General features: G+C 70.4%; 20 protein-coding genes. 5 read left to right on the forward strand and 15 right to left on the reverse strand.

Going from position 1 to position 16,725, the window contains the following annotated elements; genetic code table 11:
* Positions 1-21 precede the first annotated feature (21 nt).
* The 4 genes from ACIA5H_RS34205 to hemL form a co-directional block, all read right to left on the reverse strand.
* The gene (locus ACIA5H_RS34205; protein WP_356962573.1) at positions 22-276 is read right to left on the reverse strand and encodes a hypothetical protein; all 255 of its coding nucleotides are present in this window, start codon (positions 274-276) and stop codon (positions 22-24) included.
* Complete coding sequence (locus ACIA5H_RS34210; RefSeq protein WP_356962575.1) at positions 273-914, reverse strand: TlpA disulfide reductase family protein; 642 nt, start codon at positions 912-914, stop codon at positions 273-275. Before ACIA5H_RS34210 ends, ACIA5H_RS34205 begins: the two co-directional genes overlap by 4 nt.
* Entirely contained in the window at positions 911-1,561 is a 651-nt protein-coding gene (locus tag ACIA5H_RS34215; protein WP_355072138.1) for a histidine phosphatase family protein, read from the reverse strand. The genes ACIA5H_RS34210 and ACIA5H_RS34215 overlap by 4 nt, the downstream gene beginning before the upstream one ends.
* 371 nt (positions 1,562-1,932) lie before the next feature.
* Positions 1,933-3,270: a glutamate-1-semialdehyde 2,1-aminomutase gene (gene hemL, locus ACIA5H_RS34220; RefSeq protein ID WP_397080065.1), complete on the reverse strand. Its 1,338-nt coding sequence runs from the start codon at positions 3,268-3,270 to the stop codon at positions 1,933-1,935.
* A 174-nt stretch (positions 3,271-3,444) separates the two neighbouring features.
* Here hemL and ACIA5H_RS34225 point away from each other — a divergent pair, with 174 nt between their 5' ends.
* Positions 3,445-3,831 (forward strand): hypothetical protein, encoded by a 387-nt coding sequence (locus ACIA5H_RS34225; RefSeq protein WP_397080067.1) that lies wholly within the window; start codon positions 3,445-3,447, stop codon positions 3,829-3,831.
* Positions 3,832-3,852: 21 nt separating this feature from the next.
* Here the strand turns inward: ACIA5H_RS34225 and ACIA5H_RS34230 are convergent, their stop codons facing one another.
* The 6 genes from ACIA5H_RS34230 to hemB all read right to left on the reverse strand — a co-directional run bounded on the left by ACIA5H_RS34230 (position 3,853) and on the right by hemB (position 7,091).
* A complete protein-coding gene (locus ACIA5H_RS34230) occupies positions 3,853-4,074 on the reverse strand; it encodes a hypothetical protein (RefSeq protein WP_355071954.1) in 222 nt (73 codons plus the stop codon).
* Positions 4,075-4,243: 169 nt separating this feature from the next.
* Positions 4,244-4,474, reverse strand: a complete 231-nt coding sequence (locus ACIA5H_RS34235) for a hypothetical protein (RefSeq protein ID WP_397080069.1) — start codon at positions 4,472-4,474, stop codon at positions 4,244-4,246.
* Positions 4,475-4,531: 57 nt separating this feature from the next.
* A complete protein-coding gene (locus ACIA5H_RS34240; protein WP_355071951.1) occupies positions 4,532-4,792 on the reverse strand; it encodes a hypothetical protein in 261 nt (86 codons plus the stop codon).
* Positions 4,789-5,271 (reverse strand): hypothetical protein, encoded by a 483-nt coding sequence (locus ACIA5H_RS34245; RefSeq protein ID WP_397080071.1) that lies wholly within the window; start codon positions 5,269-5,271, stop codon positions 4,789-4,791. The genes ACIA5H_RS34240 and ACIA5H_RS34245 overlap by 4 nt, the downstream gene beginning before the upstream one ends.
* Positions 5,272-5,592: 321 nt before the next feature.
* Positions 5,593-6,108, reverse strand: a complete 516-nt coding sequence (locus ACIA5H_RS34250; protein ID WP_379254007.1) for a hypothetical protein — start codon at positions 6,106-6,108, stop codon at positions 5,593-5,595.
* Between the two features lie 5 nt (positions 6,109-6,113).
* Positions 6,114-7,091, reverse strand: a complete 978-nt coding sequence (gene hemB / locus ACIA5H_RS34255) for a porphobilinogen synthase (RefSeq protein WP_364424309.1) — start codon at positions 7,089-7,091, stop codon at positions 6,114-6,116.
* A gap of 206 nt (positions 7,092-7,297) precedes the next feature.
* On the opposite strand from hemB, the gene ACIA5H_RS34260 reads away from it, so the two are divergent.
* The 3 genes from ACIA5H_RS34260 to ACIA5H_RS34270 all read left to right on the forward strand — a co-directional run bounded on the left by ACIA5H_RS34260 (position 7,298) and on the right by ACIA5H_RS34270 (position 9,318).
* Positions 7,298-8,083: a hypothetical protein gene (locus tag ACIA5H_RS34260; RefSeq protein WP_356962583.1), complete on the forward strand. Its 786-nt coding sequence runs from the start codon at positions 7,298-7,300 to the stop codon at positions 8,081-8,083.
* Between the two features lie 36 nt (positions 8,084-8,119).
* Positions 8,120-8,929, forward strand: coding sequence for a tetratricopeptide repeat protein (locus ACIA5H_RS34265; RefSeq protein ID WP_397080074.1), 810 nt, complete (start codon positions 8,120-8,122; stop codon positions 8,927-8,929).
* Between the two features lie 116 nt (positions 8,930-9,045).
* Positions 9,046-9,318: a hypothetical protein gene (locus tag ACIA5H_RS34270; protein WP_355071939.1), complete on the forward strand. Its 273-nt coding sequence runs from the start codon at positions 9,046-9,048 to the stop codon at positions 9,316-9,318.
* Between the two features lie 623 nt (positions 9,319-9,941).
* Here ACIA5H_RS34270 and ACIA5H_RS34275 read toward each other — a convergent pair.
* The 5 genes from ACIA5H_RS34275 to ACIA5H_RS34295 form a co-directional block, all read right to left on the reverse strand.
* The gene (locus tag ACIA5H_RS34275; RefSeq protein WP_355071937.1) at positions 9,942-11,504 is read right to left on the reverse strand and encodes a bifunctional uroporphyrinogen-III C-methyltransferase/uroporphyrinogen-III synthase; all 1,563 of its coding nucleotides are present in this window, start codon (positions 11,502-11,504) and stop codon (positions 9,942-9,944) included.
* 61 nt (positions 11,505-11,565) lie between these two features.
* On the reverse strand, positions 11,566-12,621 hold the full coding sequence (hemC, locus tag ACIA5H_RS34280; RefSeq protein ID WP_355071935.1) for a hydroxymethylbilane synthase: 1,056 nt from the start codon (positions 12,619-12,621) through the stop codon (positions 11,566-11,568).
* A complete protein-coding gene (locus tag ACIA5H_RS34285; RefSeq protein ID WP_355071933.1) occupies positions 12,618-14,060 on the reverse strand; it encodes a glutamyl-tRNA reductase in 1,443 nt (480 codons plus the stop codon). Before ACIA5H_RS34285 ends, hemC begins: the two co-directional genes overlap by 4 nt.
* 70 nt (positions 14,061-14,130) lie before the next feature.
* Entirely contained in the window at positions 14,131-14,961 is an 831-nt protein-coding gene (locus ACIA5H_RS34290) for a redox-sensing transcriptional repressor Rex (RefSeq protein WP_397080078.1), read from the reverse strand.
* A gap of 240 nt (positions 14,962-15,201) precedes the next feature.
* Positions 15,202-15,462: a glutaredoxin family protein gene (locus ACIA5H_RS34295; RefSeq protein WP_355071929.1), complete on the reverse strand. Its 261-nt coding sequence runs from the start codon at positions 15,460-15,462 to the stop codon at positions 15,202-15,204.
* A gap of 223 nt (positions 15,463-15,685) precedes the next feature.
* Here ACIA5H_RS34295 and ACIA5H_RS34300 point away from each other — a divergent pair.
* The coding region (locus ACIA5H_RS34300; protein WP_397080089.1) for an HAD family hydrolase at positions 15,686-16,725 on the forward strand (1,040 nt) is incomplete at its 3' end.

Raw genomic sequence — 16,725 nt, forward strand, 5'->3', positions numbered from 1 at the left:
GCGGCGCGGTGCGCGCGAGGGTCACACCGAGTCCTCCCGCGTTTCCTCCGGCGATCGTCCGGCGCCGCGGCGCGGCGCTACCGTGCGCTCGGTGGCCGCGGGTTCCTCGGCCGCGTCGAACGCCGGGAAGTCCAGCAACGACTCGGCCGCGACGCTGCGCGGCACGGTGGCGATGCCCGCCCACCGGTCGTCGACGGCCCATCCGCCGCCGATTCGTCGGGCGCCCTGCCGTGGCCGACAGGCACGCAGGTGGCGGGTACGACGGTCGCGATTCACTGTGATTCCTCCGCGGCGATACTTTCGACCACTGACTGCAGATCTTCGGCCAGCAGGGACCGCAGGAATACCGCGGCGACCCGGTGTTGCCGGTCGAGGACGAGCGTGGTGGGGATGACACTGGTAGGGAAATTCCCGCCGAGCGCCAAGAGCGTGCGCATCGACGGGTCGTAGACGGACGGGTAGCCGACCTTGTTGTCGACCACGAAGTCTTGGGCCTTGTCCTGTTGCGGGTCGCGGACGTTGATGCCGAGGAAGGCGACGCCTTTGTCCTTGGTCGCTTCGTAGACCTTTTCCAGGGCGGGCGCCTCGGCGCGGCACGGACCGCACCACTGGCCCCACAGGTTGAGTACCACGACCTTGCCCGCGTAGTCCTCCACCGAGGTGGTCTTGCCCGCGGTCATCAGGTCCGGACCGGCGAGTTTGCCGATGGTGCCGCGCGCGGCGGGCGGGTCGTAGCGGATGTCGGTCTTGCCGCCGGGCGAGACGAATTCGAAGGTGCCGCCCGAGGCCACCGCGTCCGAACCGGTCGAACAACCCGCGAGCGCGGCGATCAGCGCCACGCACGCGAGCAGAGCCGGCAGCACCCGCCCGGCGCGCGCCGAAGGCGGGATGGGGAACGCGGTGCGGTGCGTCATGCGCCGTGTACCGAAGGGTCCGAGCCGCCCGCTGGCTCGGAGTAGACGATGTCGACCAGCGTGTCGCCGTGATAGACGAGCGAGGTCAGCGAAGCTAGCGAGCACTGCCGTTGCCGGGGGTCGTGCCAGAGGCGCTGGCCCTGGAGGAACCGCCGAAGCGTCCACACGGGTAGCTGGTGGGAGACGAGCACCGCCTCCCGCCCGGCCGCTTCGACCCGGGCTTTGTTCACGGCCGCCAGCATGCGGTGCGCGATCTGGAGGTACGGCTCGCCCCAGGACGGAGTGAAGGGGTCGCGCAGCTTCCACCAGTGCCGCGGCTTGCGCAGTGCGCCGTCGCCGACCGAGACGCGGAGGCCTTCGAAGGTGTTACCCGCCTCGATGAGGTTCTCGTCGGTGCGCACGATGACGTCGTGCTGCGCGGCGATCGGCTCGGCGGTCTCTTGAGCACGCTGCAGCGGCGACGCGATGACCACGGCGATGTCGTGATCGGCCAGGGTCCGCGCGACAGCGGCGGCCTGCGCACGGCCCGCCACCGAAAGGCTGAAGCCGGGCAGGCGGCCGTAGAGGATGCCGTTCGGGTTGTGCACCTCGCCGTGGCGCAGCACGTGCACGATCGTCTCGATCGCGGCGGCGCCGCCGTCGTGCACCCGATCGGTGGCGCTGGTCCGCGCATCGGCGCGCTCCGCCGCCTCGGTTTTATTGGTCTCGGTCTCGGTCTCGGTCTCGGCCGGAGCCGGCTTGTCCCCTTTACGCGCCGCGACGACCTGCGCGTCCGACGACGCGGCAGCCGCCGCGAACTGGGCGCCCGCCTCGACCAGGCTGGATTCCTCGGATCCTGGCTCGGCGGTCTGCGTCCCGGCGCTCGCGGCGGCGAACTGCTCACCAGCGTCGATCACGGTCGCGTCCGCGGCCGGATCGACCGCAACGGCGGTCGCGCCGTGCGTCGCGGTCACCTCCGGCGCGGTGGACGGCTTGGCCGGCTCGCGCCGGTCGGCATCGGGCTGATCGAGGTCGGAGGTCACGCGCGGGATCCTTCGGGGGTGGCGGCCGCCGCCGCGTGCGCGGCGGCGGGCAGGGCGGCAGCGATACGGTCGAACGCGTCCTCGTCGAGCGCCGCGGAGACGAACCACGCTTCGAACGCGCTCGGCGGCGCGTACACGCCACCGTCGAGCAGGGCGTGGAAGAACGCTGGATAGCGCCAGGTCTCGCTCGCCTTGGCGGCGGCGTAGTCGGTGACCGGGCGTTCGGCGAAGAACACGCTCACCATATTGCCTGCGAACTGGACCTGGTGCCCGACCCCCGCGGCGGTCAGCGCCGAGGTGAACAGTTCGCCGAGCCGCCGCGCGTTGCGGTCCAGCGCGGCGTACACCGCCTCGTCGGCCGCGCGCAGTGTGGCGAGGCCCGCGGCCACCGCGACCGGGTTACCGGACAGCGTCCCGGCCTGGTAGACCGGCCCGAGCGGCGCGAGGTGGTTCATGATCTCGGCGCGACCGCCGAACGCGGCCGCGGGCAGACCGCCACTCATCACCTTGCCGAAGGTGTAGAGGTCGCCTGCGATGCCTTCCCGGCCGAACCAACCCGCGGCGCTGACCCGGAATCCGGTCATCACCTCGTCCATGACGAGCAGCGCCCCGTGCTCGGCGGTGAGCGCGCGCAGTCCCGCGTTGAATCCGGGCAGCGGCGCCACCGCGCCCATGTTGCCCGCCGCCGCCTCGGTGATCACGCAGGCGATCTGAGCCGGGTTCGCGGCGAACGCGGCGGCGACGGCGTCGATGTCGTTGTAGGGCAGCACGATGGTGTCGGCGGCCTGCGCGCCCGTCACGCCGGGCGAGGTGGGCAGCCCGAGCGTGGCGACGCCGGAGCCCGCGTCGGCGAGCAGCGCGTCGACGTGGCCGTGATAACAACCGGCGAACTTGATGATCTTGGTGCGTCCGGTGTAGCCGCGGGCCAGCCGGACCGCGCTCATCGTCGCCTCGGTGCCCGAGTTCACCAGCCGCACCCGCTCCACCGGCGTGACCCGCCGCACGATCTCCTCGGCGAGTTCGATCTCGGCCTCGGTCGGCGCGCCGAAGGACAGGCCGCCGCTCGCCGCGCCGCGCACCGCCTCGACTACCGCCGGATGCGCGTGGCCGAGGATCATCGGCCCCCAGGAGCAGACCAGGTCGACGTACTCGTTGCCGTCCGCGTCGACGAGCCTCCAGCCGTCGGCCGAGGCGATGAATCGCGGTGTGCCGCCGACGGATCGAAATGCCCGCACCGGGGAGTTGACGCCACCCGGAATCACCGAACTCGCCCGGTCGAAGAGCTGAGCGGAAACCGGCACAGCGGCACTGGTCACGCGCGGAGAAGAACTCACGAGTTCCAGTCTCTCAGCACCGGAAAATCGGCTTGACGACAGGGTGTAGTGCAGTGATGCAGGCCGCAGCCGCCCGGCAACACGCCGAGGTGGGGTTCGCGCGGATTTCGATCGCTGAGCGGTTGCCGGTGCGTAGTCTCAGCTCACATTCGTCCATCGTTCGGGAGGGTCTGCATGCGGATTGCCATCGTCAGCGTGGGTGTGCTCGCCGTCGTCGCGGGGGCCGCAATGGCACTCGGCGCCGGATCCGCCGCCGCGCAGCCGCTCGATCAAATCGACGACGTGCGGCTGGCCATCCCCTTGGACCACACGGCGACCGCAGCGCTGGCGGACGGGCCGATTCCCGCCGTGGTCACCATGTTCGTCCCGCCCAGCCGGATCGGCGCCGGACTGAAGAACGACTCCGCGATCTACCGCGACGACCGCGGTGCGGTGCACGCCACACTGCGCCAGGTGGTGCTGGAGGCGGCGGGCCATCCGGACGGCACGGTCACCGTCTACCTGAACGCCCCCGGCACCCGCGACGGCCGTGTGCTGGACATCTACCAGCACTGGAACTGAACGGGCGCCGGGCCGCCGCCGTCAGGCGTACATGCAGGGGACCTGCGCCGACATCGTGTGCAGGAAGCACATGAACCCGTTGTAAGGGCCCGCGGATCCGGAATCCGGCACCAGGATCGGCGCATCGACCGGGTTCGCGTCCTCCAGTGGCAGTCCCGGGGTCGCGCCTGCGGGCGCGGCCCCGAGTCCGAGGGCGGCGGCCACGGCAAACGCGGCACAAATCTTCACGGCGAACCGGTTCATCGAACACTTTCCTTCATCGACGCACGTACCAAATACGGCCGAAATACTAACGGCCCCAGGGCCATTCCAACCAAAGCGCACGGTCGGCGGGCGTCGGGCGCCGAACCGGGGGCGGTAGCACGGTAACCCGCCTGCGCGCGGTCCGCAGCGGTTAGCAGGCAATCCGTGGCTACGTGATGCCCAGACAGAACGCGGCGAAGCCGGTCGTCACCAGGCACGCCAACGGCGTCGGCAGCGCGTGCAGCAGCGGTGCCGGCGGCGTGGCCGCAAAGGCGGGTGTCACCGGAACAGGCTCTCGCGGAACGGTTTCGGCGGACGCGGTGGCTGGTACGGCCGCGGCCGCGCCGATCACACCGGCCGCCACCGCACCGAAAAGTGTTCGCTGGACAGTTGGTTTCATGTGATCGGCGTTCCCGCCGCGCGCGGCATGAAACGACCGCAGACGAATTCGCGTCGATCAGCGCACGGCTCCGGCGCCACGCAGTCCACGCGCGAGCCGGGCCGCGGCGTCGATGGCGAGCACACCGGCCACCGCGACGAGCAGCGTGGCCAATAGCCACCAAGGCGCGGCATAGCGGATCGCGGTGAAACCCGGGGCGTCGCCGGACGGCGGGAAATCGGTGGTGCGCATGCCCGCGCGTGCGCTCAACGCCGCCCCGATCAGCGCGAGCACGAACAGATCCACTTCCACCAGCACCGCGACCAGCCAGCGCCTCATCGGTCCACTCCGTCCGAACTGCGTTGGACGGCCTCGGTCAACGCCGCGCGCAGCGCCTTGTGGTCTCTGGCCCAGGCCTGCACCAGGCTGCCGTCGGCCAGCCGCAGCCCGATGCCGGTGCGGCGGCGCGGCACGCCGGTCAGCTCACCGAGCGCCCTGGCCGACTCCCACTCTTCGTCGTCCCAGGAGTTCTCGTCCCGTTCCGGCATGACCTCCGCGATCGAGCTCAGCGGTAGCGACTCGGTGCCCGAACGCAGCGTCTCCGCGGTGAGTTCGACGCCGACGTGCCGTTTGCCCGCGACCACTTGCAGTGCGACGAAACCGGCGATCAGCGCGGCACAGAACAGTAGGGCGAACCAGTGCACGTCACCACCGGTGACGAGTTCCAGGACGAGAACGGCCAGGCACAGGCTCGGCCCGTACGCTACGGCGCGCCAGCGGGCGCCCGGCTCGGTGAACAAGACGGCTTCGGCGGTCACGCCGGAGCCCCCGCGGCAGCGTGGACCAAGGCGGAGAGCGGAATCAGCGACTCAAGCCGGGCAGCAACAGCACGGCGACGGTCAGCACGGCGAACAGAATCAGCAGACTCAAGACGGCCAGATCCCGCCGAATGCTGTGCGGCTGCTGGATCACCACTCGCATCGATGCCTCCGATCCTCCGGAGCCATTTGCCGAGTTCCCGCGCGTAATAAGCGACAACGAACGGCAGACGACTACCGGTTTCCACGTCCACTGTGACAACCCTCACCATACATGCCGGACTGTCTCGGACAAATTGGAAACCTGTTCCATTCAGAGCCTCAACGCCTGCCCGGCTGGAAGTAAGCGGTGGCTTCGGGCCGGTGGGACAGATAGATGGCGCCGACCGCGAGCACGCCCTGCACGATGGAAGCACCGCCCGCGACGAGCGAGGCCGTCCCGGTCACCGCGTCGATGGCCAGCAACGCGCCGACGCCGATCACCACGGACCAGGCGCCGAGAACCGTCAGCACGGTGCGCGCCCACGGTTTGCCACGCCCGAACTGGTGCACGATCACCAGCGCGAGCGCGGACAGACCGAGCCCGATCAGCACCACGACCACGTAGACCAGCGACACCATCAGCTCGGCGCTGGCCATCGTGACCTTCGGATCCTGCATCCTGGCCTGCTCGAAGACCTGTTCGGCGAACGTGCGCCGCTGATCCAGGGCAGCGACGATCGAGGCGATCAACTGCACCACGCCGAATCCGACGACACCCCACCACAGCTGCCGCGCGGTACCGACGTCCTCCGGCATCGGGGGCCGGGCCGAGCCCGCGGCGAACGGTCCCGCCATATTCGTCACGACAGCCAGTTCGCGGCCTCGGTCGCCCAGTAGGTGAGCACGAAGTCCGCGCCGGCCCGGCGAATGCTCAGCAGCGACTCGAGGACGGCGCCGCGGCGGTCGATCCAGCCGCGCTCGGCGGCGGCGGTGATCATCGCGTACTCGCCGGAGATCTGGTAGGCGGCGACCGGGACCGTCGAGTGATCGGCGACCTCGCGCAGAATGTCCAGATACGACATGGCCGGCTTGACCATGACGATGTCCGCGCCCTCGGCCAGGTCCAGCTCCAGTTCGCGGATCGCCTCGCGCCGATTCGCCGGGTTCTGCTGGTAGGTGCGCCGGTCGCCTTCCAACGAGGAAGCGACGGCTTCCCGGAACGGTCCGTAGAACGCCGAAGCGTATTTGGCGGAGTAGGCCAGGATGCCGGTATCGATGCGCCCGGCCGCGTCCAGACCGCGCCGGATCGCGCCGACCTGGCCGTCCATCATGCCGCTGGTGCCGAGCAGGTCGGCGCCCGCCTCGGCCTGGGCGAGCGCCATCTCGACGTAGCGGTCCAGCGTCGCGTCGTTGTCGACCGCGCCGTCGGCCGCGAGCACACCGCAGTGCCCGTGATCGGTGAACTCGTCCAGGCAGGTGTCGGCCATGACCACCGTCGAGTCGCCCACCTCGTCGGCGAGGGCGCGCAGGCCGCGGTTTAGGATGCCGCGCGGATCGCTGGCCGCGCTGCCGACCGCGTCCTTGTCCTCCGGACGCGGCACGCCGAACAGCATGATGCCGCCGACACCCGCCGCGACCGCCTCGACCGCCGCCTTGCGCAGCGAGTCGAGCGAGTGCTGCACCACGCCCGGCATGGAGCCGATCGGACGCGGCTCCGCCAAGCCGTCGGCCACGAACATCGGCAGCACCAATTGCCGTGGTTCGAGTGTGGTTTCGGCCACGAGACGGCGCAGAGCGGGAGTACGGCGCAACCGCCGTGGGCGGTCCATTCCGGTCATGAATCGCACGATACGCCCGGCGCGATCCGCTGTCGCGAGCGCCCGTGGCCCGCTCCGCGACGCCGAGCCCGACCCTCTGGGACAGCTGCCGCGCGTTACCCGGCGATCACCCATGCCATCCGAGTGATAACAGTGTGCGAAATCACACATTACCCCCCTGGCGAAGGCGCATACTCCGACTAGGCGAGACCCGCTGGGGGACAAGCATGACCGATCCGCACATCGACATCTCGCTGGCCAGAGCCGCCGACTTCGAATCGTGGGCGGCGGTGTTGCTGGCCGACTGGTGGCCCGTGCTCACCGACGGTCTGCCTCCGCCCGCGTTCATGCTGCGGGTCTGGCGTGCCACCGACGCCACCGGGCAGAACTTCGCCGTGGAGTTCGTCGCACGACAATCGGCCGCGCCCGAGGTGATGCCGGGCGCGCACGTCGCCTTCCGGATGCTCGGCATCCGGCCCGACGAGCCCGAGTGGATACGCAGCCGGGGGACGCACCTGGCCGGCGGCACCGAGGACGCCATCGTCCAGTTGCGCTTCTCCGACACCGCCCGCTGCGTCTTCCTCCGCCTGCAGAGCAGGCCGTGCCAGGTGACGGAGGCGGCGGGCCGACGACTGTGCGCAGGGGCGGAGACCAGTCTCCGGTTTCCGGACACCACTTCGGGGCCGCTGGACGTGCGCGTGGCCCGCAACAGCGCACGGCATCTGCTCGCCCAGCACAGCGCACGGCATGCCACCCCGGCCGATCCCTTACAGCTCGGGCCGCCGCAGCGGGTCGCCGACATCGGCTGGGCCTTCATCTTCCCGTGGTCGACCACATCCTGGTACCTCGACGGCTCGGTACCCACGCTTCCGCCGGGCAGCCGCGGGCCGATCGTGGTCGTCAAGGACACCGGACACACCTGGCTGCTGGACAGCCTCCGCAACTACGACGCGCAGCTGACCGCATACGCGCACGCGAACGGGTACCGCGTCCCGATGGAACAGGCGCGATGATGGACGGCGTGGTGTTCCGCGAGACGGGCTGTTGAGATGACCGAGCCGCCGAGCGAGGTCGAGTTGGTCGCCATGCAACGGCGCGCCGAAGCGCTGTGGCACGCGGGCGACGCGGCGGGCGCCGAACGCTGGCTGCGCCGGGCCGCCGCGGGTGGCAGCGCGCCGGCGATGGGCATGCTCGGCGCGCTGCTTGGAGCCGACGGGCGGATCGGCGAGGGGATCCACTGGCTGGAGACCGCCGCCGGCCGCGGCAACGAGGCGGCGGGGATGCAGCTGGGCCTGCTGCACACCGAGCGCGGGAATATCGATGAGGCGGAGCGCTGGTTGCGGCCGGCCGCCGAGCGCGGGTTGCCGGAAGCCCTCTGCAATATGGGCGTCATCGCCAACCGGCGTGGACGCGACGAAGAGGCCGAGCAGTGGTACGAACGAGCCGTCCGCGCCGGAAATCCCACGGCCATGCGCAGTCTCGGCTTGCACTTGGCGCGCCGCGGCGAATTCGACCGCGCGATCGACCTGCTCACCGAGGCCGCGCGGCGGGGTAGGACCGATGCGATGGCGGTGCTCGGCGCCTTGCATCTGGACCGCGGCGAGCCGATCGAGGGTGAGCGGTGGTTGCGCAAGGGCGCCGAGGCGGGCGACCCGGACTCGATGTTCCACCTCGCGCTGTTGCTGCGCGCCGCCAACACCCCCTACCTCGCAGGCGATTTCGCCGACCCCGAGGTGCTGCGGACCGCCGCCGCCATCGCGACCGGCCGCACTCCGGCGCAGCGGGAAGCCAGGCAGTGGCTGGAACGCGCGGCCGCGCTCGGCCATCCGCAGTCGATGCGACTGTTGCACGATCTGTGAGCCGCTGGACGCTCGAAAACCCTTCTGGCCAGCCAAGTTTGTCGGTCCCCCCGGGTACAATCGAAGGTACGTTCGAGGGGGCTCGCCCGCCCCCGATCGCCACGGGAGGGATGCCAATGCGCACACCACAAACCGTTCTCATCGATCGCCCCTACACCCCTTTGCAGAAGCGCCCGCTGCCTCCGGGCCGCCCCAAGGCGTGGTACGTCCTGCACAACCGGCGGCTCAAGGCGATGCGCCTGGCGATCGCACTGCTCGACTCCGGCGTCTACGCACCGAGTTACGCCACGAACAAGCGAATCAGGCACACCGCCGAGGTAATCGGCATCCGCCCACCCTCCGACGCCACCTGCTCCATGGTCCGCACCTTGATGCGCAGGCGGTACTGAGATCCGATCCCTCGTTCGTGGTCGCGAGCCGCATCCACGCGCATTCGCGACCGCGAACGAGTGGAAGGACGTGCAATACACAAGACCGAGTGCGGACCCGGGGCCCACGGCCAGTGCGCTGCACAGCCCACATTGCACCGCAGGTCGTGATTCGCCGACGCGGCATAGCCCAACTCGCTCCTGCCGCCCGACAGCCAGACCGTGCACTGCACCGCCCATTCGCGACCTGGATCGCGCACCACTGACATCTCATCGGCGGAACTACGCGGCGACCGCAAAGCATCAAGCGCTACGCGCCTGCTTCGCATTCAGGCCGGCTGGACCGCAACGCTCGCTCCTGACGCCGTGCCGCGCACCGATCCCGAACGGCTTGCTCCCACTGCGAGAAGCCGCCGCATCCAGCCGCTTCAGCTCACCAAAGGTATCGAGCGAGCGAGGCCAACCATCGGCTGGCCGAGGCCCGGCACGTCAACCCGGTGGCCGCGGGGCACCGCCCTGATTCGGAACAGCCCACCCCGGGCACAACAGCGGACGCCCGTGACGCGCCCGGCGCACCGCAAACCACCGGTCTCGAGCGAAACGAGACCGAGCCTGTTCCGTTCGCGGCGCGAAGGCGCGGCCGATTACCTACTGCGGCGGCTCTTCTTGCGCGGCGGCGGCAGGAGTCCTTCGGCGCGCAGCCGGGCCGCGTGCTCGGCCAGCGCTTCGACCAGAGGACCGACCTGGGCCACGTCGGGCTGCACGTCAACGCGCAGGCCGAATTCGATGGCGGTTTCGGCGGTCTTGGGGCCGATGCAGGCCACGATGGTGCGGGCGTGCGGCTTGCCCGCGATGCCGACCAGGTTGCGCACCGTGGAGGACGAGGTGAACAGGACCGCGTCGAAACCGCCGGTCTTGATCATCTCGCGGGTCTCCGCGGGCGGCGGCGAAGCGCGCACCGTGCGGTAGGCCGTGACGTCGTCGATCTCCCAGCCGCGATCGCGCAGGCCCTCGGCCAGCGTCTCGGTGGCGATGTCGGCGCGCGGCAGCAGCACCCGGTTCACCGGGTCGAACACGTCGTCGTAAGGCGGGAAGTCGGCCAGCAGGCCCTCGGAGGACTGCTCGCCGCTGGGCACCAGCTCGGGGTTGATGCCGAACGACCGCACCTTGTCGGCGGTGGCCTCCCCCACGCAGGCGATCTTCACACCGGAGAACGCCCGCGCGTCCAGACCGAACTCGGCGAACTTCTCCCACACCGCGCGGACCGCGTTGGTGGAGGTGAACACCACCCACTGGTAGCGACCGTCGACCAAACCCTTGACCGCGCGCTCCATCTGGGCGGGGCTGCGCGGCGGCTCGACCGCGATGGTCGGCACCTCCATCGGGATGGCGCCGTGCGTGACGAGCCGTTCGCTCATCTCCGCCGCCTGGTCCTTGGTGCGCGGCACCAGCACGGTCCAGCCGTACAGCGCGCGCGACTCCCACCAGGACATCTTCGAGCGTTGCGCGACCACCTTGCCGATGGTCACCACCAGCGGGCCGACCAGTTCGGAGGCGGCGCTGTTCAGCGTGGCCAGAGTGGCCTCGATGGTGCGCTGCTGGCGGGTGGTGCCCCGTACCGTCACCGCGACCGGGGTCTGCGGCGCCATGCCGTGCTCGACCAGGGCGCTCGCGGTCTCCGCGAGATGACCCGAGGTCGAGTGCAGGACCAGCGGGCCGGGCGCGGCCGCGAGCGCGGCCCAGTCGACCTCGCCGCGCACGTCCGCCTCGGTGTGCCCGGAACCGAGCGCGATGCCTGCGTAGCTGGGCACCGCGGAGCCGTTGGGCAGGCCGGGCAGCACCTCGAAGACCATGTGCGAGCGGGTGACGGCGTTGACCTCGGCGATCACCGAATCGGTGGTCAGCGGGTCGCCCGCGACCACGCGCACCACGTCGTGCCCGGCACGCGCTTCGGCGATGAGCGTCTTGGCCACCTCGGCCGGCTCGCCGAGCGCGGGCCGCACGTCGACGGGACGTTCGCCGTCGGGCCCCGGCTCGACCGAGGTGCCGATCAGGGCGAGCACACCCTTGTCGACATCCGGGTCGGTGAACGCCAGCGTCGCCCGCCCGATGACCTCACGGGCCCGCACCGTGAGCAGCGCCGGGTCACCCGGACCCGATCCGACGAAAAGGATGCGACCGGGGTGCTTCTTCGTGGCTCGGCTCATGCCTGCACCTCGCTTGCGCTCGGCTCCGGCATACCCGAAGGCACGGTGCCTATGCTTCCGCTCATCGGCTGTTCTCCATTGGGCTGGGGTTGGGCAAGTCTGTGGCGGGCGAACTCACCGCCCGGGTGGGGGAACCGTCGTCCGGTTCGGTGGCGAGCAACTCGCGCGCACCCATGTCGAGCAACTCGCGGGCAAGCGCGCGGCCGAGCTCGGCGGCGTCGTCCGGGGCGCCGACCACCGATGCGCGCAGCACGTCGGATCCGTCGACGGCCGCCGCGCACGCGCGCAGCGACAGCTCGTCCACGATCCGCCCTTCGTCGTCGAGCGATTCGACCACCTCGGCGAGCGCACCGATCGGTGCGGTGCAGCCCGCCTCGAGTTCGGCCAGCAGCGACCGCTCGGCGACGACCGACGCGCGGGTGGCCGCGTCGTCGAGGCCGGAAAGGATCTCCACCAGCGCGGTGTGGTCGCTGCGGCATTCGACCGCGAGCGCGCCCTGCGCGGGAGCGGAAAGCATCTGCACCGGCTCCAGCGACTCGGTGACCGCGTCCAGCCGATCGATGCGAGCCAGTCCGGCTCTGGCCACCACCACGGCGTCCAACTCGCCCTCGCGGACCTTGCGCAGCCGGGTGTCCAGGTTGCCGCGCAGCGGGACGATGTCCAGACCGAGCCCGAGCGCCCGCAACTGGGCGGCGCGACGCGGCGCGGAGGTGCCGACCTTGGCACCCGCGGGCAACTCGCCGAGGACCAGTCCGTCGCGCGCGACCAGCGCGTCACGCGGGTCCTCCCTGGGCGGGATGGCGGCGATGGTGAAGCGCGGGTCCTGCGCGGTCGGCAAGTCCTTGTAGGAGTGCACGGCGATGTCGATCGCGCCCGCCGCCAGCTCGTCGCGTAGCGCGGAGGTGAACACGCCGACGCCGATCTTCTGCACCGGGTCCGACGACAGGTCACCGGCGGTCTTGATGACGACCAACTCGGCGGGCTGCCCGGCCGCGATCAGCGCGTCGCGCACCGTGCCCGCCTGGGTCAGCGCGAGCAGGCTCCCGCGGGTGCCGATCCGCCACGGGGCACGAGTGCCTTCCGCGGTGGCGTTGCCTTCTCGGTGAACCATGGTCATGCCGTCTGCCCCTGTTCCTCGCCGCGATGGCCCGCGGTGAAGTCGTCGGCCAGCGCGATCTCCCCGTCGGCCAATGTGATCTCGGCGCGGTCGTCCGCGAGCGCGGTGATCTCCATCGGCGCGGCGACCGCCTGGGCCGCGCCCGGCTTCAGTTCGAACAATTCGCGTAGCGCCTCGGCGTAGCTGTCGCCGCCCGGCGTGGAGGCGAGCTGCTTGACCCGCACCGTCGGCGCGTGCAGCAGTTTGTCGACCACCCGGCGCACCGTGCGCGCGACCTCGTCGCGTTCCGGGTCGGCGAGGCCGGGCAGCCGCGAATCCAAACGCAGCAGTTCGGCCTCTACCACCTCCGCCGCACGCTGGCGCAGCGCCGCCACCGTCGGGGTGACCTCGGCCATCCGCTGTCCGGCGAGATACTTCGCGAGCTCGTCGGCGACGATCGATCGGGCGGCCGCCGTGTCGTCGGCGGCGGCGCCCGCGGCCGGATCGCGCTGCAAGGTCTCGATGTCGATGAGCGTGACGCCGGGCAGTCCGGCGACGGCGTGCTCCACATCGCGCGGCAAGCCGAGATCGCAGAACACCAACGGCCGGTCCACCGTGGCGAATTCCTCGCCGCGCTCGCGGTCGGTGAGCGCGCGGTGGGTGTCGGCGAGCGTCACGACCGCGCCGACCGCGCCGGTGCAGGTGACCACCACGTCGGTCGCGGACATCGCCTCGGTGAGCCGGGACAGCTCCATGGCCTCGGCCTCGACGCCGTGCGTCCGCGCGGTCTCGGCGAGCCTGCGAGCCCGCGCGATGGTGCGGTTCACCACGATGATCCGGCCGATCCCGGCTCGGGAGAGATGCGCGACCGCGAGACCGCCCATGGCCCCGGCTCCGACCACCGCGGCGGTCCGGCCGGCCAGGGGGCCGAGCACCTGCTGCGCACGATCGAGCGCGACCGACACCACCGACGCGCCCGCGCGGTCGATGCCGGTTTCGGCGTGCACCCGCTTGCCGACCCGCAGCGCGTGCTGCGCCAGCTCGTGCAGGGTCCGCCCGACCGCGCGCTGCGCGTCGGCGGAGGCGTAGGCCCCGCGAATCTGGCTGAGCACCTGCTGCTCGCCGACCACCATCGAGTCCAGGCCACTGGCGACCGCGAACAGATGCTCGGCGGCGGCCTCGGAGTAGCGGACGTAGGCGTGCTTGGTCAGATCCGGCATCGGCAGGCCGGAGTGCTTGGTCAGCAGATCGCCGATCTCGGCGAGACCGCCGTGGAAGGCGTCGACCACCGCGTAGACCTCGACCCGGTTGCACGTGGAGACGATCATCGCCTCGGACACATGACTCGAGGAGATCAGGCGGTCGATCAGCTTCGGCCGGTCGGTGTCGGTGACGGCCACCTTCTCCAGCACGGGAACCGGCGCGCTGCGGTGCGAGATGCCGACGAGGAGAACGCTCATGCCGTCACCGTCCCGGCACGAACGGAATCCTCCGCCGTGCTGTACTGCATGATCCGCTCGCTGCGCTCACTCATGGTGTGACCACCGATCCCTTGCTGCTTGGCTCCGTTGCCGTATGCGAGGTTGCCGTATGCGGGGTTGCCGAATGCTGGAGTGCCGGATGCGAAGTCGGCAGGCGGTGCGCGATGCGACCCGACCCGGCGTGCGCGACCTCCGGCAGCGGAGCGTGCTCCGCGTTGCGCACCCGTTCGAACGACAACATCTGCATCTCGACGGCCAGGTCGACACGACGGACCTCGACCGTGGCCGGTGCGACCAGCTCGCAGGGGGCGAAACTCAGAATCGACTGCAGTCCGAACGCGACGAGCCGATCGCACACGTCCTGGGCCGCGTCGTCGGGAACGGTGATCACCGCGATGGTCGGCTCCAGCTCGGCGACCGCCGCGGCCAGCTCCGCGACGTCGCGCACCACCAGTCCGGCGACCGGCATGCCGATCACCGCGGGGTCGCTGTCGAGAATGCCGACCACGGTGAAACCGCGCCGCTGGAACCCGCCGTAGCCCACCAGCGCCCGGCCCAGGTTTCCCGCGCCGACCAGCACGACACGGTGGCCCTGCGACAGACCGAGCACATCCTCGATCCGGGAGCGGAGCTTGGCAACGTCGTAGCCGACGCCCCGAACGCCGTTGGGGCCGAGGAAGGATAGATCCTTGCGCAATTTGGCCGAATTGACACCCGCCGCGACAGCCAGTTCCTCACTCGATACGATGGCAACACCGTCGTCGGCCAACATGGCGAGGACCCGAAGATAGGTAGCCAGCCGCGCGACGGTGGCCTGCGGGATGTCCTTCTGCAGAGCCCTGCCGGAGACGCCGCCTGGCGCCTCATGCTGCTCTGTCACGTCGTCGGCTCCTCGTCCCGGGCCTCGGGCTCCGGTTCGTCGCTCGACCCTTCTGACCCGGGGGCGGTCCGGTGCCATGGTGTCGAAGTTTCGGATTTCGGGGCGGCTCCGCAGCCTCGGCATGCGGGTCGCGTTGCCACCACCGTAACTGCTTGTGAAGCCCTGCACAAAGTCGGTGAAATTGGCCTCATTTTCCGCCGCGACCAGCACAGTGGCCGAATCGGACGGAAAACGGCGCGCTCAGCGCTCCAGGTCGGCCCGCAATCGAGTCTCGTCGACATCGAAATAGCTGTGTTCGCGGCCGTCGAGCAGGACGACGGGAAGCCGGTCGCCGTACTCCGCGCGCAGGCCAGGGTCGGTAGCGGCGGCTTCGTCGACGTCGACGGTCGCCGGTTCGAAACCGAATTCGGCGCAGATCACGCGCAGCTGTTCCAGTGCCGTCGCACACAGTCCACAGCCCGCGCGAGTCAGCAATGTCACCGAATGTGTGTGATTGGTCATGACCGGAATTCAATCAGCGGCCGGAACGCCATGCGGGCTCGGTGCGCGCCACGCGATTGTGTCGCGCGCCGCCTTCTGCCGTGACTGTCGGCCGATCCGGCTACTGTTGACATGGTTCGCGCGACGGGCGGAGGTACTGGTGCCGGAACGATCGAAGGTGGCGAGGGCCGGATTCATCGCGGGACGATTCGGTGAGTTTCCGGCGCGGTGGAATCTGAGCCAGATGGGCCAGGGTCTGCAGGACCAGCTCGCCCGCATCTCGCGCAGCCCCTTCGGCCCGAGTGAAGAGGAATTGCGGGCCAATCTGGCCGGTGAGGCGAGCGCGGACGCGGCGCTGACCCTGCACGACGCCGAGCTCGCCGCGGGCGAGGTGGAGGCCGCTGGTCCCGAGGCGCCGCGCGACCTGACCGCGGCGGCGTTCTTCGACGTCGACAACACGATGGTGCAGGGCGCCTCGATCGTGCATTTCGCCCGCGGTCTGGCGGCGCGCAAGTACTTCAAGACCTCCGATCTGGTGGATGTCGCCTGGAAACAGGTGAAGTTCCGGGTCACCGGCAAGGAGAGCAGCACCGACATGGCCAGCGGCAAGGAGAAGGCGCTGGCGTTCATCGCCGGGCGCTCGACCGCCGAACTGGCCGCGCTGGGCGAGGAGATCTACGACGAGATCATCGCCGACAAGATCTGGCCCGGCACCCGCGCCCTCGCGCAGATGCACCTGGACGCGGGCCAGCAGGTGTGGCTGGTGACCGCGACCCCGGTGGAGCTGGCGCAGGTGATCGCGAAGCGGCTCGGGCTCACCGGAGCGCTGGGCACCGTGGCCGAGAGTGTCGACGGGAAGTTCACCGGACGCCTGGTTGGCGACATCCTGCACGGACTCGGCAAAGCGCATGCTGTGCGCACCCTGGCGATCCGCGAGGGCCTGAACCTCAAGCGGTGCACCGCGTACTCCGACAGCCACAACGATGTGCCGATGCTCTCGCTGGTCGGCACCGCCGTCGCGATCAACCCGGACTCGGATCTACGCGAGGTCGCCAAGAACCGCGGCTGGGAGATCCGCGACTTCCGAACCGGCCGCAAGGCGGCGAAGATCGGCGTACCCACCGCCCTGGCCCTCGGCGCAGCGGGCGGTGCCGTAGCGGGGGGGGGGGCCCCCCCCCCCCGCCGCCGCCCGCGCCAACTCTACCCCCGGAAAAAGTTGGGGGGGTTGGTGGGGCGGTTGTTGTGCGTGTGCTGGGTGGTAGGGCGGACGTGTTGGGTGGCAAA

The sequence above is a fragment of the Nocardia sp. NPDC051900 genome, assembly GCF_044452545.1.
Taxonomy (GTDB): Bacteria; Actinomycetota; Actinomycetes; order Mycobacteriales; family Mycobacteriaceae; genus Nocardia; species Nocardia sichangensis.